The 24735-nt window shown below is 38.4% G+C and carries 25 protein-coding genes and 1 other annotated feature; of the genes, 23 read left to right on the top strand and 2 right to left on the bottom strand.

What is annotated here, in order from left to right:
* Positions 1-94 precede the first annotated feature (94 nt).
* The 10 genes from citZ (at position 95) to coaE (ending at position 11719) form a co-directional block, all read left to right on the top strand.
* Positions 95-1213: a citrate synthase gene (citZ, locus tag J2Y03_RS14220; RefSeq protein ID WP_310195207.1), complete on the top strand. Its 1119-nt coding sequence runs from the start codon at positions 95-97 to the stop codon at positions 1211-1213.
* A 151-nt stretch (positions 1214-1364) separates the two neighbouring features.
* Positions 1365-2633, top strand: coding sequence for an NADP-dependent isocitrate dehydrogenase (gene icd, locus J2Y03_RS14225; RefSeq protein ID WP_310195209.1), 1269 nt, complete (start codon positions 1365-1367; stop codon positions 2631-2633).
* A 108-nt stretch (positions 2634-2741) separates the two neighbouring features.
* Entirely contained in the window at positions 2742-3680 is a 939-nt protein-coding gene (gene mdh, locus J2Y03_RS14230; protein ID WP_310195212.1) for a malate dehydrogenase, read from the top strand.
* Positions 3681-3755: 75 nt separating this feature from the next.
* Positions 3756-4232: a MaoC/PaaZ C-terminal domain-containing protein gene (locus tag J2Y03_RS14235; RefSeq protein ID WP_310195215.1), complete on the top strand. Its 477-nt coding sequence runs from the start codon at positions 3756-3758 to the stop codon at positions 4230-4232.
* Between the two features lie 130 nt (positions 4233-4362).
* The gene (locus tag J2Y03_RS14240; RefSeq protein ID WP_132093087.1) at positions 4363-5079 is read left to right on the top strand and encodes a response regulator transcription factor; all 717 of its coding nucleotides are present in this window, start codon (positions 4363-4365) and stop codon (positions 5077-5079) included.
* Positions 5076-6839, top strand: a complete 1764-nt coding sequence (gene pnpS, locus J2Y03_RS14245; RefSeq protein WP_310195217.1) for a two-component system histidine kinase PnpS — start codon at positions 5076-5078, stop codon at positions 6837-6839. The genes J2Y03_RS14240 and pnpS overlap by 4 nt, the downstream gene beginning before the upstream one ends.
* Positions 6840-6857: 18 nt before the next feature.
* Positions 6858-9491, top strand: coding sequence for a DNA polymerase I (gene polA, locus J2Y03_RS14250; RefSeq protein ID WP_310195220.1), 2634 nt, complete (start codon positions 6858-6860; stop codon positions 9489-9491).
* Positions 9492-9537: 46 nt separating this feature from the next.
* On the top strand, positions 9538-10365 hold the full coding sequence (gene mutM, locus J2Y03_RS14255) for a DNA-formamidopyrimidine glycosylase (RefSeq protein WP_132093078.1): 828 nt from the start codon (positions 9538-9540) through the stop codon (positions 10363-10365).
* Positions 10366-10453: 88 nt separating this feature from the next.
* Entirely contained in the window at positions 10454-11095 is a 642-nt protein-coding gene (ytaF, locus tag J2Y03_RS14260; RefSeq protein WP_310195222.1) for a sporulation membrane protein YtaF, read from the top strand.
* An 18-nt stretch (positions 11096-11113) separates the two neighbouring features.
* Complete coding sequence (coaE, locus tag J2Y03_RS14265) at positions 11114-11719, top strand: dephospho-CoA kinase (RefSeq protein WP_310195225.1); 606 nt, start codon at positions 11114-11116, stop codon at positions 11717-11719.
* Between the two features lie 928 nt (positions 11720-12647).
* Here the strand turns inward: coaE and J2Y03_RS14270 are convergent.
* Positions 12648-13049 (bottom strand): nuclease-related domain-containing protein, encoded by a 402-nt coding sequence (locus tag J2Y03_RS14270; RefSeq protein WP_310195227.1) that lies wholly within the window; start codon positions 13047-13049, stop codon positions 12648-12650.
* 207 nt (positions 13050-13256) lie between these two features.
* On the opposite strand from J2Y03_RS14270, the gene J2Y03_RS14275 reads away from it, so the two are divergent.
* The 13 genes from J2Y03_RS14275 to J2Y03_RS14335 all read left to right on the top strand — a co-directional run bounded on the left by J2Y03_RS14275 (position 13257) and on the right by J2Y03_RS14335 (position 24294).
* Positions 13257-14288 carry a glyceraldehyde-3-phosphate dehydrogenase gene (locus J2Y03_RS14275; RefSeq protein ID WP_310195228.1) on the top strand — a complete coding sequence of 344 codons (1032 nt, stop codon included), beginning with the start codon at positions 13257-13259 and terminating at the stop codon, positions 14286-14288.
* A 322-nt stretch (positions 14289-14610) separates the two neighbouring features.
* Complete coding sequence (gene speD / locus J2Y03_RS14280; RefSeq protein ID WP_132093063.1) at positions 14611-14985, top strand: adenosylmethionine decarboxylase; 375 nt, start codon at positions 14611-14613, stop codon at positions 14983-14985.
* Positions 14986-15092: 107 nt separating this feature from the next.
* Positions 15093-15479: a hypothetical protein gene (locus tag J2Y03_RS14285; RefSeq protein ID WP_132093060.1), complete on the top strand. Its 387-nt coding sequence runs from the start codon at positions 15093-15095 to the stop codon at positions 15477-15479.
* Positions 15480-15568: 89 nt separating this feature from the next.
* Positions 15569-16030: a transcriptional regulator NrdR gene (gene nrdR / locus J2Y03_RS14290; protein WP_045523558.1), complete on the top strand. Its 462-nt coding sequence runs from the start codon at positions 15569-15571 to the stop codon at positions 16028-16030.
* 53 nt (positions 16031-16083) lie between these two features.
* Positions 16084-17481, top strand: a complete 1398-nt coding sequence (locus J2Y03_RS14295; protein WP_310195232.1) for a replication initiation and membrane attachment family protein — start codon at positions 16084-16086, stop codon at positions 17479-17481.
* A gap of 13 nt (positions 17482-17494) precedes the next feature.
* Positions 17495-18424 carry a primosomal protein DnaI gene (gene dnaI, locus J2Y03_RS14300; protein WP_310195235.1) on the top strand — a complete coding sequence of 310 codons (930 nt, stop codon included), beginning with the start codon at positions 17495-17497 and terminating at the stop codon, positions 18422-18424.
* Between the two features lie 142 nt (positions 18425-18566).
* Positions 18567-19439 carry a putative sporulation protein YtxC gene (ytxC, locus tag J2Y03_RS14305; RefSeq protein WP_310195237.1) on the top strand — a complete coding sequence of 291 codons (873 nt, stop codon included), beginning with the start codon at positions 18567-18569 and terminating at the stop codon, positions 19437-19439.
* 407 nt (positions 19440-19846) lie between these two features.
* Positions 19847-21784 carry a threonine--tRNA ligase gene (gene thrS, locus J2Y03_RS14310; RefSeq protein ID WP_132093047.1) on the top strand — a complete coding sequence of 646 codons (1938 nt, stop codon included), beginning with the start codon at positions 19847-19849 and terminating at the stop codon, positions 21782-21784.
* Positions 21785-21954: 170 nt separating this feature from the next.
* Positions 21955-22086, top strand: a sequence feature (ribosomal protein L20 leader region).
* A gap of 120 nt (positions 22087-22206) precedes the next feature.
* Positions 22207-22710, top strand: a complete 504-nt coding sequence (gene infC, locus J2Y03_RS14315; RefSeq protein WP_132093044.1) for a translation initiation factor IF-3 — start codon at positions 22207-22209, stop codon at positions 22708-22710.
* A gap of 17 nt (positions 22711-22727) precedes the next feature.
* Positions 22728-22928 carry a 50S ribosomal protein L35 gene (gene rpmI / locus J2Y03_RS14320; RefSeq protein WP_034676880.1) on the top strand — a complete coding sequence of 67 codons (201 nt, stop codon included), beginning with the start codon at positions 22728-22730 and terminating at the stop codon, positions 22926-22928.
* Between the two features lie 33 nt (positions 22929-22961).
* Positions 22962-23318 carry a 50S ribosomal protein L20 gene (gene rplT / locus J2Y03_RS14325; protein ID WP_132093038.1) on the top strand — a complete coding sequence of 119 codons (357 nt, stop codon included), beginning with the start codon at positions 22962-22964 and terminating at the stop codon, positions 23316-23318.
* Positions 23319-23374: 56 nt separating this feature from the next.
* A complete protein-coding gene (locus J2Y03_RS14330) occupies positions 23375-23638 on the top strand; it encodes a DUF1294 domain-containing protein (protein ID WP_310195239.1) in 264 nt (87 codons plus the stop codon).
* Positions 23639-23706: 68 nt separating this feature from the next.
* Positions 23707-24294: a TVP38/TMEM64 family protein gene (locus tag J2Y03_RS14335; protein ID WP_310195242.1), complete on the top strand. Its 588-nt coding sequence runs from the start codon at positions 23707-23709 to the stop codon at positions 24292-24294.
* 4 nt (positions 24295-24298) lie between these two features.
* On the opposite strand, the gene J2Y03_RS14340 is transcribed toward J2Y03_RS14335, so the two are convergent.
* Positions 24299-24679 (bottom strand): sigma-w pathway protein ysdB, encoded by a 381-nt coding sequence (locus J2Y03_RS14340; protein ID WP_310195245.1) that lies wholly within the window; start codon positions 24677-24679, stop codon positions 24299-24301.
* Between the last annotated feature and the right edge of the window lie 56 nt (positions 24680-24735).

Consider the following 24735-nt stretch of genomic DNA (forward strand, 5'->3'; position numbering starts at 1 on the left):
ACATGGCTGTGATCATTAACGATTTCAGCTGATAAAAAATACTTCTTTTTACAAATGGGTAATGGGGAAATTATAAAGTGAAGGAGAGATTTCTATGACAGTAACACGCGGTCTTGAAGGGGTAGTGGCAACAACTTCTTCCATCAGCTCTATTATTGATGATACGTTGGCTTATGTTGGGTATGATATTGATGATTTAGCTGTAAATGCAAGCTTTGAAGAAGTAATTTATTTATTGTGGCACCGCAAATTACCAACAGAACCTGAACTAGCAGAATTGAAAAAGCAGCTAGCTGAAAATGCGGCACTTCCACAAGAAGTGATTGAGCATTTTAAAATGTATCCTATTGAAAAGGTTCATCCAATGGCTGCGCTGCGTTCTGCAGTTTCATTGCTAGGACTTTATGACGAAGATGCAGACTTAATGGATGCTGAATCAAACTATCAAAAGGCGATTCGACTGCAAGCTAAAATGCCTGCAATTATTACAACTTTTGCACGGGTTAGAAAAGGTCTTGAACCCATCCAACCAAGAACAGATTTAAGCTTTGCAGCAAACTTCCTTTACATGTTAACGGGGAATGAACCTGATAAAATCGCTGTTGACGCTTTAGACAAAGCACTTGTACTACATGCAGACCATGAACTGAATGCCTCTACATTTACGGCAAGAGTTTGTGTGGCAACTTTATCAGATGTTTATTCCGGCGTAACAGCTGCTATCGGAGCTCTTAAAGGACCACTACATGGCGGTGCAAATGAAGCTGTAATGAAAATGCTTAAAGAAATTGGCACAATTGAAAACGTTGAGCCATATGTCCGTGAAAAGCTTGCGAACAAGGAAAAAATCATGGGCTTTGGGCACCGAGTTTATCGCTTAGGTGATCCGCGTGCTAAACATTTAAGAGCGATGTCCAAAAAATTAACTGAGTTAACGGGCGAGCCTCATTGGTATGAAATGTCTGAAAAAATCGAAAGCATCGTTACTGGCGAAAAGAAATTACCGCCAAACGTTGATTTCTACTCAGCATCTATGTATCACAGCTTAGGCATTGACCATGATTTATTTACACCAATCTTTGCAGTAAGCAGGGTGTCAGGATGGTTGGCTCATATTCTAGAACAATATGAAAACAACCGTTTAATTCGTCCACGTGCTGAATATACAGGTCCGGGCATGCAGACTTACGTTCCAATTAACAAAAGGGGTTAATTAAATTTTACTTTTATGAAAAAAATTGTTCTAATAGGATTGTATCCTCAGGGTTAGAGATAACCCTCTCTAACCTCGGTTAGGGATCACCTATCTCTAACCGAGGAATCCACTTAATGATTGCTTTTTACATACGGAGGGAGAATGAATCATGTCAGGCGAAAAAATCACAGTTACCAATGGAGTATTAAACGTACCAAACAATCCAGTTATCCCATTTATCGAGGGGGATGGAATCGGTCCAGATATTTGGGCAGCCTCTGAGAGAGTATTAAATGCTGCAGTTGAAAAAGCTTATAAAGGCGAGCGCAGTATCGTATGGAAGGAAGTTCTTGCGGGAGAAAAGGCTTTTAACCAAACTGGTGAATGGCTTCCAAAAGAAACTCTTGATGTAATTAACGAATATTTAATTGCAATCAAAGGTCCACTTACAACACCTGTTGGCGGTGGTATCCGTTCATTGAACGTTGCCCTTCGTCAAGAGTTAGATTTATTTGTATGCTTACGTCCAGTAAGATGGTTTGAAGGTGTACCTTCTCCAGTAAAGCGCCCACAAGATACGGATATGGTTATCTTCCGTGAAAACACAGAGGACATCTATGCTGGAATCGAATATGAAAAAGGTACAGAAGCAGTTAAAAAAGTGATCGACTTCCTACAAAACGAAATGGGTGTTAACAAAATCAGATTCCCTGAAACTTCAGGTATCGGTATTAAACCAGTTTCTGAAGAAGGAACAACTCGTCTTGTACGTGCGGCGATTAATTATGCGATTAAAGAAGGCCGTAAATCTGTTACGCTTGTACACAAAGGAAATATCATGAAATTCACAGAAGGCGCATTCAAAAACTGGGGTTATGAGCTTGCCGAAAAAGAATTTGGTGATAAAGTCTTTACATGGGCTCAATATGATCGTATTAAAGCTGACCAAGGTTCAGATGTTGCTAATAAAGCGCAAGCTGACGCTGAAGCAGCTGGCAAAATTATCGTGAAGGATGCGATTGCCGATATTTTCTTACAACAAATCCTTACACGTCCACGCGAGTTTGATGTTGTAGCAACTATGAACTTAAATGGAGACTTCATTTCTGATGCTCTTGCTGCACAAGTTGGCGGAATCGGTATCGCTCCTGGAGCAAACATCAACTATGAAACTGGCCATGCTATTTTTGAAGCAACACATGGTACAGCTCCAAAATACGCAGGACTTGATAAAGTTAATCCTTCATCTGTTATCCTATCAGGTGTATTACTTCTTGAGCACTTAGGCTGGACTGAAGCAGCTAAAATGGTTATTAAATCAGTAGAAAAGACCATTGCTTCTAAAGTAGTAACCTATGACTTTGCTCGTTTAATGGACGGTGCAACAGAAGTTAAAACATCTGAATTCGCAGATGAATTAATTAAGAATATGGAATAATTGGAAGGCTAGTGCACCTAGGGGAAGCTTAACATGGATAATCAGGGCTGTTTTCGAACAGCCCCTTTCGAATATCGACAATAATACTTTCAAAGGGGAGAGTTTAAAATGTCTTTAAAGCGTAAAAAGGTTTCCGTAATTGGCGGAGGTTTCACCGGTGCTACAACTGCATTCTTACTTGCACAAAAGGAATTAGGCGATGTCGTTCTCGTTGATATCCCACAAATGGAAAACCCTACAAAAGGAAAAGCCTTAGATATGCTTGAAGCTAGTCCTGTTCAAGGTTTTGATGTGAATATCACGGGTACATCAAATTATGAAGACACTCGTGATTCTGATATCGTCGTTATTACTGCAGGTATCGCCCGAAAACCAGGTATGAGTCGTGACGATTTAGTTCAAACAAACCAAAGGGTTATGAAAAGTGTTACACAGGAAATCGTAAAGCATTCTCCAAACTGTACCATCCTTGTATTAACAAACCCTGTTGACGCAATGACTTACACAGTATTTAAAGAATCTGGATTCCCTAAAAACCGTGTAATTGGGCAATCTGGTGTACTTGATACAGCGCGTTTCCGTACATTCGTAGCACAAGAATTAAATCTTTCAGTTAAAGATGTTACCGGCTTTGTTTTAGGTGGACACGGTGATGATATGGTTCCACTTGTACGTTACTCTTACGCTGGTGGCATCCCATTAGAAACATTAATTCCTAAAGAGCGGTTAGAAGCAATAGTTGAGCGTACAAGAAAAGGCGGCGGCGAAATCGTGAACCTTCTAGGAAACGGCAGCGCCTATTATGCTCCTGCAGCTTCCCTAGTTGAAATGTGTGAAGCTATTCTAAAAGACCAACGCCGCGTTCTTCCTTCGATTGCCTATCTTGAAGGAGAATTTGGTTATGAAGGTATCTACCTTGGCGTACCAACAATCCTTGGCGCTAACGGAATTGAAAAAATCATTGAGCTAAATCTAACTGCAGAGGAAAAAGCGGCTTTAGACAAATCCGTTGAGTCTGTTCAAAATGTAATGAAAGTTTTAGTATAAGTGATTTGGAATTCGGGGAATAATTTCCTCGAATTTTTTATACTATAATGAAAACGTTTACAAGGAGCGAAAAAAATGCTTTTAGGTAAAAAAAGAAAACTAGGTCGAGAAATTAAAGAAATGACTGCAGGAGAAAAACTAGTCTTAACTGAAAAAATTGAAGATAAGGATATTCTTTTGTATTTAGGGCTAACCGATGATGCAAATCCGCTATTTATTCAGCATGATTACGCCTCCCAAACACCTTTCAAAAAACCGATTGTCCCAAGCGTAATGCTTACTGGAATGATTACATCAGCTATTTCGAAGTATTTACCTGGACCTGGAAGCCATATTGTCAGCCAGGATATTGATTTTCCCAAGCCAGTTTACCATTATGCAACAGTCCAGTTATTGTTAGAGGTGGTTCAAGTAAATCATGATGACCATACCGTGACGATTACAGTGGTTGGGACAAATGAAAAAGACGAGGTTGTTATTACTGGAAAATTAAAGGTTTGTCCTCCTTATCGCTTAGGAGGAATGAATGGTAATGTGTTAGATAATTTTTAATATCTATTCATCCGAAAAGGAATGTGCTCTCACATTCCTTTTTTGTAGATAAGTTGGATAGTAGGTAATCTTCTTGGTTCTATATTATAATAAAAAAGATGGAGAAATAGACATACACTCGGAGGGTTATATGAAAAATAAGGTACTTGTTGTAGATGATGAACAGTCAATCGTGACGTTACTTCAATATAATTTGGAACAAGCAGGTTTTGATGTAATGACAGCATTTGATGGCTTGGCGGGCAAACAATTAGCAGAAACCATGGCACCTGATCTTATTGTGTTAGATCTTATGCTGCCGCAAATGGACGGTGTTGAAGTGTGTAAACAGCTTCGTCAACAAAAAATCATGACACCGATTCTAATGTTAACGGCTAAAGACGATGAGTTTGATAAAATATTGGGTCTAGAGCTCGGTGCAGATGATTATATGATTAAGCCTTTTAGCCCAAGAGAAGTAGTTGCCCGTGTGAAAGCAATCTTGAGAAGAATTCAAATACAAACAACTAGTAATGAAGTGGACAAAGTTGATAGTTCAATTATTGAAATTGGAAACCTGCAAATTTTCCCTGAGAAATATGAAGCATATTTTAAAGGTCAGCAATTGGAATTAACCCTAAAGGAATACGAATTGCTGCATTATTTAGCTCAAAATAAAAATCGAGTTTTAACTCGTGACCAATTATTGAGCTCTGTTTGGAATTATGAATTTGCTGGGGATACTCGAATTGTGGATGTTCACATTTCACATCTGAGGGAAAAAATTGAAGAGGATACCAAAAAACCTATTTATATCAAAACAGTTCGTGGACTAGGATATAAACTAGAGGAGCCAAAGGTGGAATGAACAAATTTCGTTCAAAGCTCCTCCTAGCCCTTATATCCCTAATCATCATTGGTTTAGTCGGATTGGGGATTTTACTCGGTCAGCTTTTTAAAAGCAACTACCTTGATACATATAATGAACGTTTAAATAAAGAAGGCAGTCTACTTAAACTGTATATTGAAAATAATGGTGGATTGAACTCAATCAATCAGGAACAGGTAAGCGAAATAAGTCGTATGCTCAATGTAAGGCTTGCCATCACAGACAACGATGGGGTCCTTCTGTATGACAGTGGGAAAATGGATCAGACAAATATAAACGGTATAAAAGAAAATATTAATGAGCTCTTAAAGGAAAAATCAAAACAGGAAACGAAGCTAGTAGAGCAAGATGAATACGACTTACACTATTCATGGAAACCCATTTTAAAAGCGGGTGAAAGAGAAGGATATATCTTTATCATTACAAAAACGAGTGAACTTCAAAAAGCTTACGGACAAATATGGCTGATTTTATCGATTAGCTTAGTGATTGCACTTATTGTCTTCATATATCTCGGGTATAGAATAACGTCACGATATGCAAAACCAATCGAAGCTGCTACAAATGTCGCTATTGAATTGGCAGAAGGAAATTACCGGGCAAGAATAGAAAGTGACGAATTAAACGAGACAAGTATGTTGAGTTCATCCATCAATGTATTGGCGCAAAATCTTCAAGAAATGAGTAAATCTCAAGAAATACAGCAAGATCGTTTAAGTGCATTAATCGAAAATATGGGTGCCGGACTTCTTCTGATAGACAGTCGTGGATATATCAATCTAATTAATAAAGGATACATCGAGATCTTCCATGTGGAATCTACCGATTACTTAAATAAGCTATATTACGAAATAATTGAGAAAGAAGAAATCTGCCATATCATTGGGGAGGTATTCCGGACAGAACAACGTGTCAGAAAACATCTTCTTTTTCCATTGGGAATTGAAAGAAGATACTTTGATGTTCACGGAATACCAATTATTGGGACAAATAATGTTTGGAAAGGTGTTTTACTTGTTTTCCATGATATTACCGAGATAAAAAAACTTGAAAAAATGAGAAAAGACTTTGTAGCCAACGTTTCGCATGAATTAAAAACGCCTGTTACCTCGATAAAAGGGTTTACTGAAACGTTGATTGATGGTGCGATGAACAATCACGATACGCTCGAGGCATTTTTATCAATAATCCATAAAGAAAGCGATCGAATGCAAAAGCTTATCCAAGACCTGCTTGATTTTTCAAAAATTGAGCAGCAGGAGTTTAAGTTGTACATTCAGAACTTGGATCTTTATGAATTAATTAGCGAAGTTATTACCATGCTTGATAAAAAAGCAAAATCAAAGGATATTCGTCTAGAACTTGAGTTTAAGAGGGAAGAATTATATATACAGGGAGACCATGATCGATTAAAGCAGGTTTTTATTAATCTAATAACGAATGCTATTTTATATACTCCGGCAAGAGGATATGTGAAAATATCACTTTTTGATTACGAGAAGACAGTAAAAATACATGTTAAAGACTCCGGTGTAGGAATTAAAAAAGAAGAAATTCCTCGTATTTTTGAACGATTTTATCGTGTTGACCGTGCAAGAAGCCGGGACTCTGGCGGGACAGGTCTTGGGTTAGCCATCGTAAAACATTTAGTTGAAGCACATCATGGAAACATTACTGTGAGAAGCACAGTTGGTGAAGGCAGTGAGTTTATCATCGAACTACATAAATATTTGAATTAACCTGGAAGGGGTAAATGGATGGAAAAGAAGAAATTAGTATTAATTGACGGGAATAGTATTGCTTACCGTGCATTTTTTGCACTGCCCCTGTTAAACAATGATAAAGGTGTACACACAAATGCTGTATACGGTTTTACCATGATGCTGAATAAAATTATGGAAGATGAAAAGCCGACCCATATCCTCGTTGCCTTCGACGCTGGGAAGACCACATTCCGCCATAAGACTTTTGGAGAGTATAAGGGTGGAAGGCAAAAAACACCGCCTGAATTATCGGAGCAATTTCCTTATATTCGTGAACTGCTTGATGCCTACGGAATTAAACGCTATGAGCTTGAAAATTATGAGGCGGATGACATTATTGGAACTCTCTCATTGTCTGCGGAAAAAGAAGGCTATGAAATTAAAGTTATTTCAGGAGATAAAGATTTAACACAGCTTTCATCTGAGAATACAACTGTCGGCATTACCCGTAAAGGAATTACCGATATCGAGGTATACACTCCTTCACATGTGATGGAAAAGTACGGGTTAACTCCAGAGCAAATTATCGATATGAAAGGGTTAATGGGGGATCCTTCAGATAATATTCCAGGTGTACCGGGTGTCGGAGAAAAAACGGCGATTAAGCTGTTGAAGGAATTTTCAACATTAGAGAAATTATTAGAATCAATTGATCAAGTAGCTGGAAATAAGTTAAAAGAAAAACTCGAAGAATTTAAAGATCAAGCAAAGATGAGTAAGGAGCTTGCCACGATTGAAAGGCAGGCACCGGTCGAAGTAACTATAGAAAATGCCCTTTTCGAGGGATTTGAAAGAGAAAAAGTTGTAGCACTATATAAAGAGCTTGGTTTTACTTCGTTATTAGAAAAATTAGGTGGCGACACTACTAGTACAGAAGAGCTAGAGCTTGAGAACATCGAGTTTCAAACACCCGAAGTAATAACGGATGATTTGTTTGCAGATGATAATCATTTCTATGTTGAAATGCTCGAGGATAATTACCATTATGCAGATATTATTGGTTTTTCGATTGTAAATGAAACGGGATATTATTATTTACCAACAGAATTAGCCTTACAGTCTGAAAGCTTTAAAGAATGGGCCGAAGATGAATCGAAAAAGAAAACAGTCTACGATGCGAAACGTTCAGAGGTTGCGTTAAGAAGACATGGTATACATTTAAAAGGGGTCAATTTTGATATATTAATGGCTTCTTATATTATCAATCCAACTGAATCAATCGATGATCTTTCAACTATCGCTAAAAAGTACGGAAATACGATTCAATCAGATGAGTCGTTTTATGGAAAAGGGGCTAAGAGGAAAATACCTGATGACTCACTGATAGCGGAGCACCTTGTTCGAAAAAGTCTTGCTATGTTTGATTTGAGACAGAAGCTGGAAGATGAGTTAAAAACAAACGAACAATATAAATTATTTACTGAGCTTGAAATGCCGTTATCACTCATTTTGGCTGATATGGAATCCTGCGGGATCAAGGTGGATAAGGAACGTCTGCTAAAGATGGGCGGCGAAATTCATGACAGGCTGATTGAAATCGAAGGCACCATTTATGATTTGGCCGGTGAAAAGTTCAATATTAACTCAACTAAGCAATTAGGTGTGATTTTATTTGAAAAGCTAAACCTGCCACCCTTTAAGAAAACAAAAACAGGATACTCCACATCAGCAGATGTCTTGGAGAAATTAGCAAATGATCATGAAATCATTGATCATATTCTTAATTACCGACAATTAGGAAAGCTGCAATCTACCTATATTGAAGGTCTGCTTAAAGTGATAAATCCAGAGACAGGTAAGATTCATACACGATATCAACAAACCTTAACATCAACAGGCAGATTAAGCTCGATTGACCCGAATCTGCAAAACATCCCAATTCGATTGGAAGAGGGGCGGAAAATTCGCCAAGCCTTTGTCCCTTCAGAACCAGGTTGGATAATATTTGCAGCCGATTACTCACAAATTGAACTAAGAGTTCTTGCTGACATCGCCGGTGATGAAAAACTAATTCAGGCATTTAAGGATGACCTCGATATCCATACAAAAACAGCGATGGATGTATTCCATGTTAACGCTGACGAGGTAACATCCAATATGAGGCGCCAAGCAAAGGCTGTCAACTTTGGTATTGTCTACGGAATAAGCGATTATGGTCTTTCACAAAGCCTAGGAATTACCCGTAAGGAAGCTGGCCTATTTATTGATCGCTACCTTACTAGCTATCCTGGGGTGAAAGAGTATATGGATGACATCATTCATTCCGCTAAACAAAAAGGCTATGTTTCTACCCTGTTGCAGAGAAGAAGATATATTCCGGAGATTACAGCTCGCAATTTTAATGTTAGAAGCTTTGCCGAAAGAACGGCGATGAACACACCGATTCAGGGAAGTGCAGCCGATATCATCAAAAAAGCAATGATTGATATGGCTGAAGCATTGAAGGATTATCGATTAAAAACAAGACTTCTTCTCCAAGTGCATGATGAACTCATCTTTGAAGCACCGGAAGAGGAAATTGAAACACTCAAGAAATTAGTACCTGATGTGATGGAAAATGCACTCGAATTAAAGGTGCCATTAAAAGTAGACTTTTCCTATGGCCCAACATGGTTTGACGCGAAATAGAAAAGCTGCAGAGATGCTAGAGTAGCATTCAGGGAGGAATTAATGTATGCCGGAGCTGCCAGAAGTAGAAACAGTTAGAAAAACGTTAAAAAACCTTGTTTCGCATAAACAGATTGAAAATGTAACCATTCACTGGCCGAAAATCATCAAAAACCCACTAGAAGTAGAACAATTCATTGATGCCCTAAAGGGTGAAACGATTGAGGATGTCGGCAGAAGAGGAAAGTTTTTAATCATCTATACGAATACTTACGCCCTTGTTTCCCATTTACGCATGGAAGGAAAATATGGGCTTTATCCAAAAGAAGATCCATATGATAAGCATACTCATGTAATCTTCCATTTTACTGATGGAAGTGAGTTGCGGTATCGGGATGTTCGAAAATTTGGAACGATGCACTTGTATAAAAAAGGGGAAGAATTTCAAAAACCTCCGCTTATTGACCTTGGACCAGAGCCATTTTCGGAGGAATTTACAGTCGAATATTTAACTGAAAAGCTAAAAAAGACGAACAGGAAAATAAAACCTGCACTCCTTGATCAAAAAGTCTTTGTTGGACTAGGTAACATTTATGTGGACGAGGCCTTGTTCCGTTCCGGAATTCATCCTGAAAGGATAGCTAATTCTTTAAGTGAACCTGAACTAACATTACTTCATCAGGAAATTGTGGCGACATTAGGTGAAGCGGTTAAAAAAGGAGGAAGTACGATTCGCTCGTATGTGAATTCACAGGGGGAAATCGGAATGTTCCAGCTCGAATTATATGCCTATGGCCGCGAAGGGAAAGCCTGTAAGAACTGTGGAAGGCCGCTAGAAAAGACGAAAGTGGGAGGAAGAGGGACGCATTTTTGCCCTAACTGCCAAAAGCTTTAACCATTAGAAGTGATTGACAATTTAATAACAAAGGATAGGCTCCTGCCATATACTATCGTAGTGATTGACGGAAGGAGCCCTAGACATCATGTTTCAATTGTTCTCACTTCTCCTGCTGGCTTTTGCTCTCAGTCTTGATAGCTTTAGCGTAGGGTTTACGTATGGACTAAGAAAAATGGAACTACCGCTTAAATCAGTACTCATTATTGCCACCTGTTCAGCAATTTCTTTAATGATTGCTATGTCAATCGGACATGGTCTGGAAAAAATCTTATCACCGGGTATCACGGCAAGTCTTGGGGGCTTTATTTTGATTGCTCTCGGCGCCTGGGTATTGTATCAATTTTTTCGACCCGAAAAAGAAAAGGATTCCGACCTGCTCGAACATGAGAAGTTAATTGTTAATTTTGAAATTCGCTCTTTAGGGATCGCAATCAATATTCTAAAAAAACCAATGTCTGCGGACTTTGACCGTTCGGGTACCATTACTGGAATCGAGGCATTCATGCTGGGCTTTGCCTTGTCCATTGATGCATTCGCCGCAGGAATAGGTGCCGTTATGCTTGGATTCTCCCCTATTTATCTAGCCGTCAGCGTAGCGATAATGAGTTCTTTATTTGTTCTTTTAGGAATAAAAAGTGGTGCCTTTTTTCATAGATTTAATTGGATCCAAAAATTTACCTTTTTACCAGGGATTTTATTAATTATCATCGGTATTTGGAAATTATGATAATGAAGGGAATAGAGTATGTCACTAGTAATCGGATTAACAGGCGGAATAGCCAGTGGAAAAAGTACAGTTTCTAATATGTTTAAAGAAATGGACATTACTGTCATCGATGCAGACGTAGAAGCCCGCCTTGCTGTAGAAAAAGGAGAACCTGCCTTTCAAAAAATAGTCGCTGAATTTGGTCAGGATATTTTGCTAGCTAATGACGAGATTGATAGGCAAAAACTCGGTTCCATCATTTTTCATAACGCTGAGAAACGACAACTCTTGAACGGTATAACTCATCCTGAAGTTAGAAAAAGGATGAATGACCAAGTGGAAGCAGCCGAGAGGCGCGGGGAACAAGTCATTGTCCTCGATATCCCACTCTTGTTTGAAAGTAAATTAACACATATGGTAGAAAAAACCATTTTGGTATTTGTTGATAGAGCGGTCCAATTGCAGCGTCTCATGGAGAGAAATAATCTCGCATTGGAGGACGCAGAGGCACGCGTGACATCACAAATGCCCCTCACTGAAAAAGTTGCATTGGCAGATGCGGTTATTGATAATAATGGGACAGTTGCGGATACACGGAAACAACTCGTAGAAATATTACGGGGTTGGGGAATACTAACTGAATAAGATGATTAGCCGCAGAAGGGGGAGTCCCCTTCTTTTTATTTGCTCTAGTAGTTGCTGGTACAAGATTAAAGGGTACCGATTGGTTACTTAAGAGGTGCTACGTGACCGAAAAAGGAAAAAGTGAATATTCCGGTCAAGTGGAGAGCCCCCACGTGACCGAAAAAGGAAAAAGTGAATAATTCGGTCGAGTGGAGAGCCCCCACGTGACCGAAAAAGGAAAAAGTGAATAATTCGGTCGAGTGGAGAGCCCCCACGTGACCGAAAAAGGAAAAAGTGAAAATTCGGTCGCGTGGCAAACCCCCGCGTGACCGAAAAAACGACAAGGCAACTATTCGGTCGAGTGGAGAGCCCCACGTGACTGGAAAAACAAAAGGTCCCCAAGTTACAATGAGAATCATTGTAATTTGGGGACCATCTTTTGCTCTACTCAAAGTGGGCAAATCTATACTTGGCAGTCATTGTAAAATTATCATTTAGTACCCGTCTAATCAGTTTTTCAGATAAAACTCCCCCACACCATTCATAAACAAAGCGGGTTGTAATTTTTTTAACGGGAAACAAAAGCCTTAATTCCCCCACACACCTTATTACAGCTGTTTCAACGTCCTCCACACATGAACAAGTTTTACAAATTAATTTTTTTCTGCCTACATGAAGCGAAAAAGAGTTACATGTAACACAAGTAAGAATCTTTTGAAGTTGGTCATAACTATATTTTGGAAGCCTAGTAAAAGGATTATCGTGCTGGTGCAGTGAAACTAAAAGGTTAGCTAATTTTAAGTGCTCATCAGTTAGCTTTGATGGAATCGTATTTAACTTTTTTATAAAGCGGTTAACCTGTGTTGGTAAAATGATTTGTGGATTTTCGGGTGCATGATATAAAGTAAACTCGGGGTTTATAAAAACAAGGTAGGATTCAATGTTAAAATTATATCCATACTGTTGGTTTAATTGACTGAGTAATAATTCGCATCTTTTTCAATTGGGCAAGAGGATCCTTTATGGGTTTGTCATTAGCACTATAGAAGCCATCAGGTTTAAAAAAATAATCACCTTCAAAGTTTTTTACATCAATTAGATAAATTGATTTTTGAAAATGAATCAATGAATCAATTTGGAAGCTTGAATAATTATGATTGAGCAATAAATCATTGGTGATCAAATGTTCACCTTGAAGATTTTTCGTTAAGGAATCAAACTTCAGCTCTCCCTCATACCCTTTCTCAAGGATAAAATAGTGCAATTTCTCCTTTTCTGTGAGATTCATCTTCCTATTCAAAATTCGCAAAATCGCTAATTCTGCTGATATTTCGCGCGGCCTAATTAACATACCCCACTCCCTCTCTCTAACCCTAATTTTATACAAATATCCCATCCCAACAACCCATAAAACGTGGACATTCTGTTAACAAGTTATCCGAATTAAAAACATTTATAAAAATCCGCACATTATATATCGCATTTTTACGTGAATGTGTTATACTAATTACATCGAATTAAGTTATAAGTATAACGTTATTACGGAAGGGGCCGTGAAATGAAGGCGAGAATTGCGATTAATGGTTTTGGGAGAATTGGAAGGATGGTTTTTAGAAAAGCGATTCTTGAAAATACGCTTGATATTATTGCTATTAATGCGAGCTATCCAGCAGAAACATTAGCACATTTAATTAAATATGATACGGTCCATGGACCATTTCAAGGGGATATCATTGCATTAGATGAAGAGCTAATTGTTAACGGTAAACGAGTGAAATTATTAAATAATCGAAACCCAGAGCAGCTTCCATGGAAAGAATTAAATATCGATGTGGTCATTGAAGCAACAGGAAAATTTAACTCGCGCGACAAAGCGAGTCTACACTTAGACGCAGGCGCAAAAAAGGTAATCATTACTGCACCGGCTAAAGATGAGGATATTACCATTGTTATGGGAGTAAATGAAGAAAAACTCGATATCACTCTTCATGATGTGATCTCAAACGCATCTTGTACGACTAACTGCCTAGCGCCAGTTGCGAAAATTTTAGATGAGAAGTTTGGAATTGAAAACGGTCTAATGACAACCATTCATTCCTATACAAATGATCAGCGCAACATTGACAACCCACATAAAGATTTACGAAGAGCTAGAGCATGTGGACAATCTATCATCCCAACCTCAACTGGAGCTGCCAAGGCCTTGTCACTGGTATTACCACAGTTAAAGGGTAAGTTGCATGGGATGTCACTTCGTGTACCTACACCAAATGTTTCGCTAGTCGATTTAGTTGTCGATTTGAAACAAGATGTCACGATTGATGATATTAATCAAGCATTTATCGAGGCGAAAAATGGTCCATTGAAGGGGATTATCGATTTTACATTGGAACCACTTGTATCAGTTGATTTCAATACAAATCCGAATTCTGCAATCATTGATGGATTGTCAACGATGGTTATGGGTAACAGAAAGGTAAAGGTACTGGCATGGTACGATAATGAGTGGGGGTATTCTTCCCGAGTTGTCGATCTTACCTTATTTGTCGCACATTTAATGGCGAATAGTAATCAAGTGAAAGTTGGATAAAATGAAAAAATACTGTCGATTGACAGTATTTTTTTGTGGCTTTTTTAATTTCGATTGCATAATATAGTTTGACATCTGGTTTTTTAAGGAGACATGCCTTTTGAACCTAATTCCCAAAAAGAGGTAAAATTTAGATTGATAGGTTGCAAAACAAATATAAACTTAGTATACTAGTCATCGTGAACTTCTTGAAATTGGGTACCCATTAATTACTTAAAGGGTTAGGACCTCTTTGGACTAACTTTCCCCCGTGGTAATTACAAGATACCGTCAATACAGGATTTCAAGAACGAAGCAAAAATGTAAGAGGGGGAAAATGAATATGGAAACAATGGGACGTCACGTAATCTCAGAATTATGGGGATGCGATCTTGAAAAATTGAATGATATGAATTTTATTGAACAAACTTTTGTCGAGGCAGCTCTTAAATCAGGTGCAGAAGTTCGCGAAGTAGCATTTCATAAATTTGCACCACAAGGCGTAAGCGGTGTTGTCATAATTTCTGAATCTCACTTAACGATTCACAGTTTTCCTGAGCACGGATATGCAAGCATTGATGTTTATACATGTGGCGATTTAAATCCAAATGTAGCAGCGGATTATATTGCTGAAAGCTTAAATGCGCAAACACGTGAAAATATTGAAATTCCACGTGGTATGGGTCCTGTTCAAGTTAAACAGGCAAAAGCTCTTTAATATTTAAAATAAAAAACGACGAGGGGTGTATTTTTAAAGTACACCTCTTTTATTTTTTTCGTAAAGTATTGTAAACTATAAGGAAAAGATAATTTTTGGAGGCAAGCATGTCTATATTTGGTAATTTATTTATTCGTTTCAGAAAACAGGTCGAAACTTCAGATAATCAAAAAGATGGTTCATTAACTACCCATTATTATAAAGCATCTTTTAATCAGTTATTTAAATCCGTTGAAGATCTATTTAGACAGGACGCGGATTGTCGAATCATAACAGTTTCTAAAGATCATGGAGAGATTGCCGTTGAAATCGACAAACCGACACAGTGCTTTTTAATTGTAACAGTAGTTTCAGCGAAACCACTGGAAACAGCGGTAGACTTTAACATATCAACTGAAAAGTTTTCACCCATCGGAATGTATCCAGTTTTAAAGAACAGGCTTATTTCTTATTACGAAAAATTAAACAAATTACATACTCTTGTTCGAAGCTGAAAAAGCTCATAATCTCTTGTGTTACCGTTTTCTTTTTAATAAGATAAATACTATATACTTATGTATGGATTGATTTGGGAGTTGATCAAATGAAGTGCCCTTCATGTCAAAATTATGGTACACGTGTGCTTGATTCCCGGCCAGTTGATGAGGGTCGTGCAACCCGAAGAAGGCGAGAGTGTGAAGAATGTGGATATCGTTTTACGACATTCGAGAAGATTGAAGAAATTCCACTTATTGTCGTCAAAAAGGAAGGTACTAGGGAAGAATTCAGCCGTGATAAAATTTTACGTGGCTTAATTAAAGCTTGTGAAAAACGCCCTGTTGCTTTAAAGGAATTAGAAGATATTACCCAAGGGGTAGAAAAGGAACTACGCAGTCAAGGAATATCAGAAATAAAAAGTGAATTGATTGGTGAAATGGTCATGGACAGGCTTGCACATGTGGACGAAGTCGCTTATGTGCGCTTTGCTTCTGTTTACCGTCAATTTAAGGATATAAACGTTTTTATTCAAGAATTAAAGGAATTGATAAACAAGGAGAAATCCTAGAGAGCTAAAGAAAGTCTTTGGCTCTTTATTACTTTTTTAAAAGGGTGAATGAAATGGCGCAGCATTGGCAGGAATTGATTCCGATTGACCGTTATCAGGTTACGTCAAGTGGCTTGCTGCATGAATATGATCGCAAAGTGCTGACTTTTTTGTATCAGCCCTTAATCGGCTCTACTTGTTTAGGTTTATATTTGACACTTTGGGCAGAAATTGAAGAAAATAGACTTTGGTCGGGGTCCTCTACGCATCATTTATTAATGAATTTGTTAAGTGTCAATTTAAAGGATATATACGAAGCAAGACTCAAGCTTGAGGGGATTGGCTTATTAAAAACATACGTGAAATCGGATGAAAGCGGCCGATCTTTTATTTATGAACTCCATCCACCATTAAATCCAGAGCAGTTTTTTTTAGATGGTATGTTAAATATTTATTTATATCGTAAAATAGGGAAAAACCACTTTGCCCGTCTAAAACGTTTTTTTAGCGATCAGCAAAAGCCACTGAATGAAGAGTATTTAGAAGTAACTAGGGCTTTTCAGGATGTGTTTGCCTCTGCAACACCAGGCAGTCTTCAATATATGCAAGACCATTCTGACGACTTAGAGGCTGAACAGAAACATGAATTTATCGGCCGCCAGGATCAAAAACCGATTCAAATTGATACAAATACTTTTGACTTTGATATGTTATTGGCAGGTCTTAATGAATCACTCGTTCCCCAAAAGGCACTTACCAAAAAGGTGAGGGAGGTTATTAGTAATCTTGCCTTTCTTTATGGGATTAGTCCAATTGAAATGAAAAACTTTATTTTAGGGGCTATTAATGAAAATGATGAAATTGATATTGAGGATTTAAGAAAAGGTGCACGTGATTGGTATCAATTTGAAAATTATGACCAACTTCCGAGTCTTATCAATAGAACCCAGCCAGCTGTCCACCAGGAACAAGTAACGGAACCGAAAACCCAGGAAGAAAAATTAATTCGTTATTATGAAACTACACCTCCTATCGTTATTTTTAAGGAACTTTCGGGCGGAGTTGAGCCATCTGTTTCGAATTTAAAAATATTAGAGGAAGTTATGATTAAATATAAGCTTCCCCCTGGTGTTGTAAATGTATTGATCGAGGTAACCTTACGAAAAACAGACATGAAATTTACTAAGGGATTTGTTGAATCGATAGCAAGCCATTGGGCTCGGCTTAAAATCAAGACTGTTAGGGAAGCGATGGAAGCAGCACGGAAAGAAGAGCGAAGCGTTAAAGAAAGTAAGAAAACTGGGAAATCTACTAGAAAACCAATTCGGACAGAGGTATTACCAGATTGGTTTGATGATAATGGGAAAAATAAGGATATAGATAGTGGCAAAGAAAATCCAAAAGATAATAACGTAGAACTTGAAGCGAAAAAGCGTGCAATTGAAGAAAAGCTAAAAGCCTTTCGCAAATAGGGGGTGAGGGTAATTGGAGAAAATAAATCGAACACTTAAGCGTTTAGCCTCAAATGAAAGCTTTCAGAAGCGCTATGAAGAGCAGCGGCGGCAAGTACTAGAGCATCCTGATGTTCATACCTTTCTGACTGAACACCAAAATGAGCTCGATCAGGCATCAATCGAAAAGAGCATGAGCAAGCTTTATGAGTACACCCAGCAAAGTAAAGAATGTAATCGCTGCGAGAGTCTCGATGGCTGTATAAATTTCATGAAAGGGTATCATCCTGATTTAGTTTTAGTCAGAAACTCCATAGATGTGGTTTATAAGCGCTGCCCTAGAAAAGTAATGGCGGATGAGCAAAAGAAAAATCAAAAGCTAATCAAAAGTCTTTATGTACCAAGAGACATTTTGGAGGCTACCTTTGAGGACTTCGAAGGTGACTTGGGGCGTCTTGACGCAGGCGATAAGGCTGCTACCTTTTTAATGAATTACGAGGCAGGTCTAAAACCAAAGGGCTTATATTTATATGGGAAGTTTGGTGTCGGAAAATCCTATTTATTAGGGGCGATAGCCAACGAGCTTGCTAAAAAGCAAATTTCATCAATGATAGTTTATGTACCTGAACTGCTGCGCGAAATGAAAAGTGCAATAGGTGATTCTACATTAAACGAAAAAATTGAAGCCCTAAAAAAAGATCCAATCCTAATGCTTGATGATATTGGTGCAGAGGCAGTTTCTAGCTGGACAAGGGATGAAGTATTAGGTCCCATCCTTCAGTTTAGAATGCTTGAAAAGCTTCCAACTTTCTTTACCTCTAATTTTGACTTTCAGGGTCTAGAGCATCATTTAACCTACAGTCAACGTGGTGAAGAGGAGAAAATGAAAGCACGGAGAATCATGGAAAGGATCCGCAGTTTAAGTGAACCTGTTCTAGTTGATGGACCAAACCGGAGAGATTAAAAATGAGGATTACCGATTCATTTACGGTAATCCTTATTTTTTTTTTTACAATATAGGTGCATCCTTACGGTCTTAACTTCTATTTTGGCCAAGTCCCCCATATAAATAGTAAAACAGAGTATGGGTCAGAGGGGGGATTTGGTTGGCAGAAATCATCTTCCGAAGCAAGATGGATGTGAAGAGATTTTATGATCACTTGCGGGAGTGTTTACGTTATAATCCAAATAATCAAGATATTCTTCTATTAGAAGATCGACATATAGTAAGAATTTTGGAAAACAAGGTAAGTTTAGAAGCGGTCAAGGAAGCGTTTTATGAATTTATCATAAAAATAAAGCGTGATGACTGGTTTAAAGCCATTTTACAAGATAAATATTTTTTCGAGGACACAGAAGAGCAGCAACATATCATGGAAATTATTTATTCTGTTCTTGAAGGGCAACGTGAGGACCTGGCGGTTCTAATTAAGGAGAATGGAGAAGAATCAAAAATTAGAGAAGCCATTGATGAAATTTTCCAAGACCATGTCTCTTTTTCATTTGATTCCTTTCTAAAATTTCGTTTGCGTCCTTATTTAAAGATGTTAGAGAGTTACGTAGAAATATCCATTGATGAATATAAAATGGAGCAAGAATATCAAATGTTTATTCAAACATTACGAGATTTTTTAGCAGGCCGGGAGCCAAGAATGGACACTCTTCATCTTTTATTTGATGAAGAAATCACTTTCTTTGATGAGAAATTTGATGAGATTAGAAGGGGAGAGCTGGTGAAAATGATAGACCGGAAGCTTTTGTTTAATCATCCGGTTTATGTTGATTCTGCTTCGATTGCACCTTTATTATCGATAGCGCCCAAGAGTATTCTGCTTTATACGAAAAATTCGGAGGAGCCGCTCGTAAGGACGATAAAAAATATTTTTGAAGAAAGGGTAACGATAAAATCATACAAAGGTTTACGTCAGACAAGAGAATGGATTCATCAGGAAAACACCGCAAATGAAAGTGGAACTTGAAAAAATTTGTCATAATTGTTTGCTTGGTGTATTGATTTTTGAAAATAGAATCATTATAATAACGTACATAGTACGAAATACCAATTATATCAAGCAACAGTAATGATAAGGACAACAGTATTTATTCACGGTTACCAGAGAGGGAGGACTTGGCTGAAAGCCTCCTAGCACGGATTGAATGCTTACCACCTTTAAACTTCAGCGGTGAACGCTTCTTAGAAGTGAGTAATCGCCTGACGGGAAACAGCCCGTTACCCTGTCCTAAAGTCATTTTTAAGCTTTTTTTAAAAAATGAAAAATTGGGTGGAACCACGTGTTTATTAAACTCGTCCCTTTTCCAGGGACGGGTTTTTTTATTTTTATAAAGCGCCGTATTCAATGCGCTTAAATTAAAAGGAGGAAAAACCATGTCAAACGTTGTTAAGATTTCGTTTCCAGATGGAGCAGTGAAGGAGTTCCCTCGTGGAACAACAACGGAAGATATTGCTGCTTCCATCAGCCCGGGACTGAAGAAAAAAGCAATTGCCGGGAAGTGGAATGGTCAATTATTTGATCTTCGCCGTCCAATCGTAGAAGACGGATCCATAGAAATTGTTGTACCAGAATCAAAGGATGCCTTAGAGATTTTGCGCCATAGTACAGCTCACTTAATGGCTCAGGCGATAAAAAGGCTGTATGGAAAAGAAGTAAACCTTGGTGTAGGACCCGTTATTGAAGGTGGATTTTATTATGACATTGACCTTGAGGAATCGATTACTCCAGAGGACCTTCCAAGAATTGAAAAAGAAATGGCGAAGATCGTCAATGAAAACATTGAAATCGTTCGTAAGGAAGTAAGCCGTGCGGAAGCTGTACAGTTCTTCAAAGCAGCCGGTGATCCCTACAAGCTTGAACTAATCGAAGCAATTCCTGATGATGAGACAGTGACAATTTATGAGCAAGGCGATTTCGCTGACCTTTGCCGTGGTGTACATGTTCCTTCAACAGGAAAAATTAAGGAATTTAAATTGTTGAGCATTGCCGGTGCTTACTGGCGCGGTGACAGCAAAAATAAGATGCTTCAGCGTATTTACGGAACTGCTTTCTTTAAGAAAGAGGATTTGGCAGAGCACCTTCGCTTGCTTGAAGAAGCGAAAGAACGCGACCACCGTAAAATTGGGAAAGAATTAAGTCTTTTCACAACTTCACAACTAGTTGGCCAAGGGTTACCATTATGGCTTCCAAAAGGTGCAACAATCCGCCGTGTTATTGAACGATACATTGTGGATAAAGAGCAGCGTCTTGGCTATGACCACGTATACACTCCAATCATGGGAAGTGTGGATTTATATAAAACTTCAGGTCACTGGGATCATTACCAGGAAGATATGTTCCCGGTCATGGACATGGATAACGAGCAATTGGTTCTTCGCCCTATGAACTGTCCACACCATATGATGGTATACAAAAATGCGATTCACAGCTATCGTGAACTTCCAATTCGAATTGCGGAGCTAGGTACACAGCACCGTTATGAGATGTCAGGAGCATTATCAGGACTTCAGCGTGTTCGCGGGATGACTTTAAATGATGCACATATCTTTGTTCGTCCTGACCAAATCAAAGATGAATTCAAGCGCGTTGTTAACCTGGTTTTAGCCGTGTATAAAGATTTTAATCTGAATGACTATTCCTTCCGTCTTTCCTACCGCGACCCACAAGATACTGAAAAGTATTATGATGATGACGCAATGTGGGAAAAAGCGCAGGGTATGCTGAAGGAAGCGATGGATGACCTTGGCCTTGAGTATTATGAAGCAGAAGGCGAAGCAGCTTTCTACGGTCCTAAGCTGGACGTCCAAGTAAAAACTGCCTTAGGCAAGGATGAAACACTTTCCACTGTCCAATTGGATTTCTTGCTTCCAGAACGATTTGATTTAACTTATGTTGGCGAAGACGGCAAGCAACATCGCCCAGTTGTTATCCACCGCGGCGTTGTGTCAACAATGGAACGGTTTGTAGCCTTCTTAATTGAGGAATACAAAGGTGCCTTCCCTACTTGGTTAGCGCCCGTACAGGTACAGGTAATTCCTGTTTCTCCAGATGCACACTATGATTTTGCGAAGCAGGTTCAGGAACAGCTGCAAAATGAAGGCTTCCGTGTTGAATTAGATGGCCGTAATGAAAAAATCGGCTATAAAATTCGTGAAGCTCAAATGCAAAAAATTCCATATATGCTCGTTGTCGGTGACAAGGAAGTTGAAGAAAATGCCGTTAATGTCCGTAAATATGGGGAGCAAAAATCAGTAACAGAGCCATTTAGTCAATTCCTTGAGTCATTAAAAGCAGAAGTGAAAAGAGGATAATATTTAGGAAGGGGAGAGCACTCTCCCTTTTTCTTTTTTGAAATGAAAAAATTTCTATTGAATAATTTGCCGTTTCTTGATAAAATGAAATTCGTTGTCATAAGAAATGTCTTGTTGACATCACGTCTTTGCTTATGTTATAGTAACTAAGGAAAATTGAATACTAGTTTTGGGAAAAGAAGAAGCACCCGCTTCTCACCTGATTGACGCAATTGGCAGTTGGCAGGTTTTACGTGAACTTTTTAGTTTATTACTTTTGTTTCGTAAAGTGTGGGTGTTTGCATCCACACTTTTTTATTTGTAAAAAACGTTGTTCATTTCTTGCCGAAACAGCAAAAGTGTCAAAAGTCAGTCAGCTGATTAACTTGACCTGAAAGTTGTATTCGTGAAAACCTTGGAGGTGGCTAATTATTAGCAAAGACATGTTGTTAAATGAGGGTATTCGCGCTCGCGAAGTTCGCCTAATTGATCAAAACGGCGAACAACTGGGGATTAAAACAAAATTTGAGGCGCTGGAGATTGCCGGTCGAGTGAATCTTGATGTGGTACTAGTTGCACCAAATGCGAAACCTCCGGTAGCCCGAATTATGGACTATGGCAAATTCAAATTCGAGAATCAAAAGAAAGAAAAAGAAGCTCGAAAGAATCAAAAGATTATTGTTACAAAAGAAGTTCGTCTGAGCCCAACAATTGATGAGCATGACTTTAATACAAAACTTCGCAATGCGATTAAGTTTTTGGAAAAAGGCGACAAGGTAAAAGCTTCAATCCGCTTTAAGGGCCGGGCGATTACCCATAAAGAAATTGGTCAGCGAGTGTTAGACCGTTTTTCTGCAGAGTGCAAGGAAGTTGCAACCATTGAGTCTCATCCAAAAATGGATGGACGAAGCATGTTCCTCGTTCTAGCACCTAAAATCGAAAAGTAATAAGGAGGACTATTCCAATGCCAAAAATGAAAACTCACCGTGGCGCTGCAAAGCGTTTCAAGAAAACTGGTTCTGGTAAACTGAAGCGTTCACATGCTTATACAAGCCACTTATTTGCAAACAAATCTACAAAAGCTAAGCGTAAGCTTCGCAAAGCGTCCCTTGTTTCTAAAGGCGATTTCAAACGCATCCGTTTCTTATTAACAAATCTTAAGTAATCTCGAACGATTGATATATAGGAGGGAAATTCAATGCCACGTGTAAAAGGCGGTACAGTTACGCGCAAGCGTCGTAAAAAAGTTATTAAATTAGCAAAAGGTTATTATGGTTCAAAACATACATTATATAAAGTAGCAAACCAACAGGTTATGAAATCTTTAATGTATGCATTCCGCGATCGTCGCCAGAAAAAGCGCGACTTCCGTAAACTTTGGATTACTCGTATCAACGCAGCAGCTCGTATGAACGGTCTTTCTTATAGCCGTTTAATGCATGGCTTAAAGCTTGCTGGTATCGAAGTAAACCGCAAAATGCTTGCTGAATTAGCAGTAAGTGATGCAAACGCATTTGCTGAATTAGCAAACGTTGCAAAACAACAACAGAAGTAATTTTTAAAGCCATTCTCCGTTGCGAGGATGGCTTTTTCTATAAGGGAGCTGGGGAAATGACTACTATTTTAGCGGCGTACATCATCATGAATTTGATTGGGCTGGCTGTGATGAAGGCGGATAAGGAGCGGGCAAAAAAACATCAATACCGTATAAGTGAAAATACGTTGTGGCTGATTGCTCTATTTGGAGGGGCTGTCGGTGCAACCGCGGGAATGAGGCTGTTCCGGCATAAGACAAAGCACTTATCCTTTAAAGTGGGATTCCCCCTACTAGCAGCAGTTGAAATCATACTTTTAGGTTATTTTTTTACGTTATAGACATAACAGCTTGCCCCTATTTATAAGCTTAATTATCAACAAAGATTAACATCCAGGGGGCATGATAAATGAATGAGAACTTGTCTTTGCTGTTAATCATGGTGGAAGCAGGTGGGATTTTTGCTCCAGTAGCGTTCATACTTTTTCATTTGCTGCGATCGTTTTTATTTATTCCTGTATCGGTTGTCGTCATTGCTGGAGGAGTTTTATTTGGAACGGTGTGGGGGACAATTTATTCGGTTATTGGCTTAATGGGGGTTAGTATCTTTTTCTATGCTTTTATAGATAGGATGCCGAAAACACAGGAGCGCATTATTAAAATCAAAAATCGCTGGTTTGGCGAATACCGGAATCTTACGGTTGGTCAAATTGCTATTTTAAGGCTCATTCCATTTGTACACTATCACCTTTTAAGCTTTTGTTTAAAACAAAGAAAACCTAGATTTAAAGAGTACATGAAGGCTTCTTTACTAACGAATATCCCAATCGCCTTTTTCTTTACCATCTTTGGAGAGTACATCAGCACTTTTACCCCATCATTCATTATTTTGATCCTTCTTGGGTTAACTTGTCTTGTTTATTTGTTAAGGGAGAAACAAAATGTGATTCAATGGAAGGTGTTTTTTAAAAGAACAAAAGAAAAGGCCGCTGGTTAAGCGGCTATTTTTGATGCAAAAATTCATCTATTGGACTTTTCCAATTGATTTGAGCGACTGGGTATTTTTCATGAATTTTTTTCTCAATAAAATAAAAGTCTTCCTTAGCCATTCCTTTAATTGGGGTTTTTGGATCAGGCCATAGGGAAATGGAAACCACATCTATCGTGTTTTTTGTCGCACCTAAATATTTTTCACCCGTAAATACTGCACCATTATAAGTAAGTTGAAAGTTTTTTATGACCTCCTCGTTATCTAAAAGCAAGAAACGTTTGTGTTTCCGTGCTGCTTCTAATTTCCTAGTTGGTTTGAGGAGGAATTTAATTGTTACAAATAAAATAAACGCAAGCAAGAATAGTAAAACTAAGCGCAGCAGCCAAACCATGGTTTTGCCTCCTAGTACTTTTACCTACTATACGGAATGAAAAGAGAAAAGTTTCA

The organism is Neobacillus niacini, from assembly GCF_031457145.1.
In the GTDB taxonomy this organism is placed as follows: domain Bacteria; phylum Bacillota; class Bacilli; order Bacillales; family Cytobacillaceae; genus Neobacillus; species Neobacillus niacini_J.

Bases quoted from the DNA above. Each gene is read 5' to 3' on its own strand.
- nrdR (WP_045523558.1), top strand. From the start codon at position 15,569: ATGAAGTGCCCTTCATGTCAAAATTATGGTACACGTGTGCTTGATTCC.
- infC (WP_132093044.1), top strand. From the start codon at position 22,207: ATGTTGTTAAATGAGGGTATTCGCGCTCGCGAAGTTCGCCTAATTGAT.
- J2Y03_RS14235 (WP_310195215.1), top strand. From the start codon at position 3,756: ATGCTTTTAGGTAAAAAAAGAAAACTAGGTCGAGAAATTAAAGAAATG.
- J2Y03_RS14295 (WP_310195232.1), top strand. From the start codon at position 16,084: ATGGCGCAGCATTGGCAGGAATTGATTCCGATTGACCGTTATCAGGTT.
- mutM (WP_132093078.1), top strand. From the start codon at position 9,538: ATGCCGGAGCTGCCAGAAGTAGAAACAGTTAGAAAAACGTTAAAAAAC.
- J2Y03_RS14275 (WP_310195228.1), top strand. From the start codon at position 13,257: ATGAAGGCGAGAATTGCGATTAATGGTTTTGGGAGAATTGGAAGGATG.
- J2Y03_RS14270 (WP_310195227.1), bottom strand. From the start codon at position 13,049: ATGTTAATTAGGCCGCGCGAAATATCAGCAGAATTAGCGATTTTGCGA.
- polA (WP_310195220.1), top strand. From the start codon at position 6,858: ATGGAAAAGAAGAAATTAGTATTAATTGACGGGAATAGTATTGCTTAC.
- citZ (WP_310195207.1), top strand. From the start codon at position 95: ATGACAGTAACACGCGGTCTTGAAGGGGTAGTGGCAACAACTTCTTCC.
- rpmI (WP_034676880.1), top strand. From the start codon at position 22,728: ATGCCAAAAATGAAAACTCACCGTGGCGCTGCAAAGCGTTTCAAGAAA.
- J2Y03_RS14340 (WP_310195245.1), bottom strand. From the start codon at position 24,679: ATGGTTTGGCTGCTGCGCTTAGTTTTACTATTCTTGCTTGCGTTTATT.
- pnpS (WP_310195217.1), top strand. From the start codon at position 5,076: ATGAACAAATTTCGTTCAAAGCTCCTCCTAGCCCTTATATCCCTAATC.
- speD (WP_132093063.1), top strand. From the start codon at position 14,611: ATGGAAACAATGGGACGTCACGTAATCTCAGAATTATGGGGATGCGAT.
- mdh (WP_310195212.1), top strand. From the start codon at position 2,742: ATGTCTTTAAAGCGTAAAAAGGTTTCCGTAATTGGCGGAGGTTTCACC.
- J2Y03_RS14330 (WP_310195239.1), top strand. From the start codon at position 23,375: ATGACTACTATTTTAGCGGCGTACATCATCATGAATTTGATTGGGCTG.
- icd (WP_310195209.1), top strand. From the start codon at position 1,365: ATGTCAGGCGAAAAAATCACAGTTACCAATGGAGTATTAAACGTACCA.
- J2Y03_RS14335 (WP_310195242.1), top strand. From the start codon at position 23,707: ATGAATGAGAACTTGTCTTTGCTGTTAATCATGGTGGAAGCAGGTGGG.
- thrS (WP_132093047.1), top strand. From the start codon at position 19,847: ATGTCAAACGTTGTTAAGATTTCGTTTCCAGATGGAGCAGTGAAGGAG.
- ytaF (WP_310195222.1), top strand. From the start codon at position 10,454: ATGTTTCAATTGTTCTCACTTCTCCTGCTGGCTTTTGCTCTCAGTCTT.
- J2Y03_RS14285 (WP_132093060.1), top strand. From the start codon at position 15,093: ATGTCTATATTTGGTAATTTATTTATTCGTTTCAGAAAACAGGTCGAA.
- coaE (WP_310195225.1), top strand. From the start codon at position 11,114: ATGTCACTAGTAATCGGATTAACAGGCGGAATAGCCAGTGGAAAAAGT.
- J2Y03_RS14240 (WP_132093087.1), top strand. From the start codon at position 4,363: ATGAAAAATAAGGTACTTGTTGTAGATGATGAACAGTCAATCGTGACG.
- rplT (WP_132093038.1), top strand. From the start codon at position 22,962: ATGCCACGTGTAAAAGGCGGTACAGTTACGCGCAAGCGTCGTAAAAAA.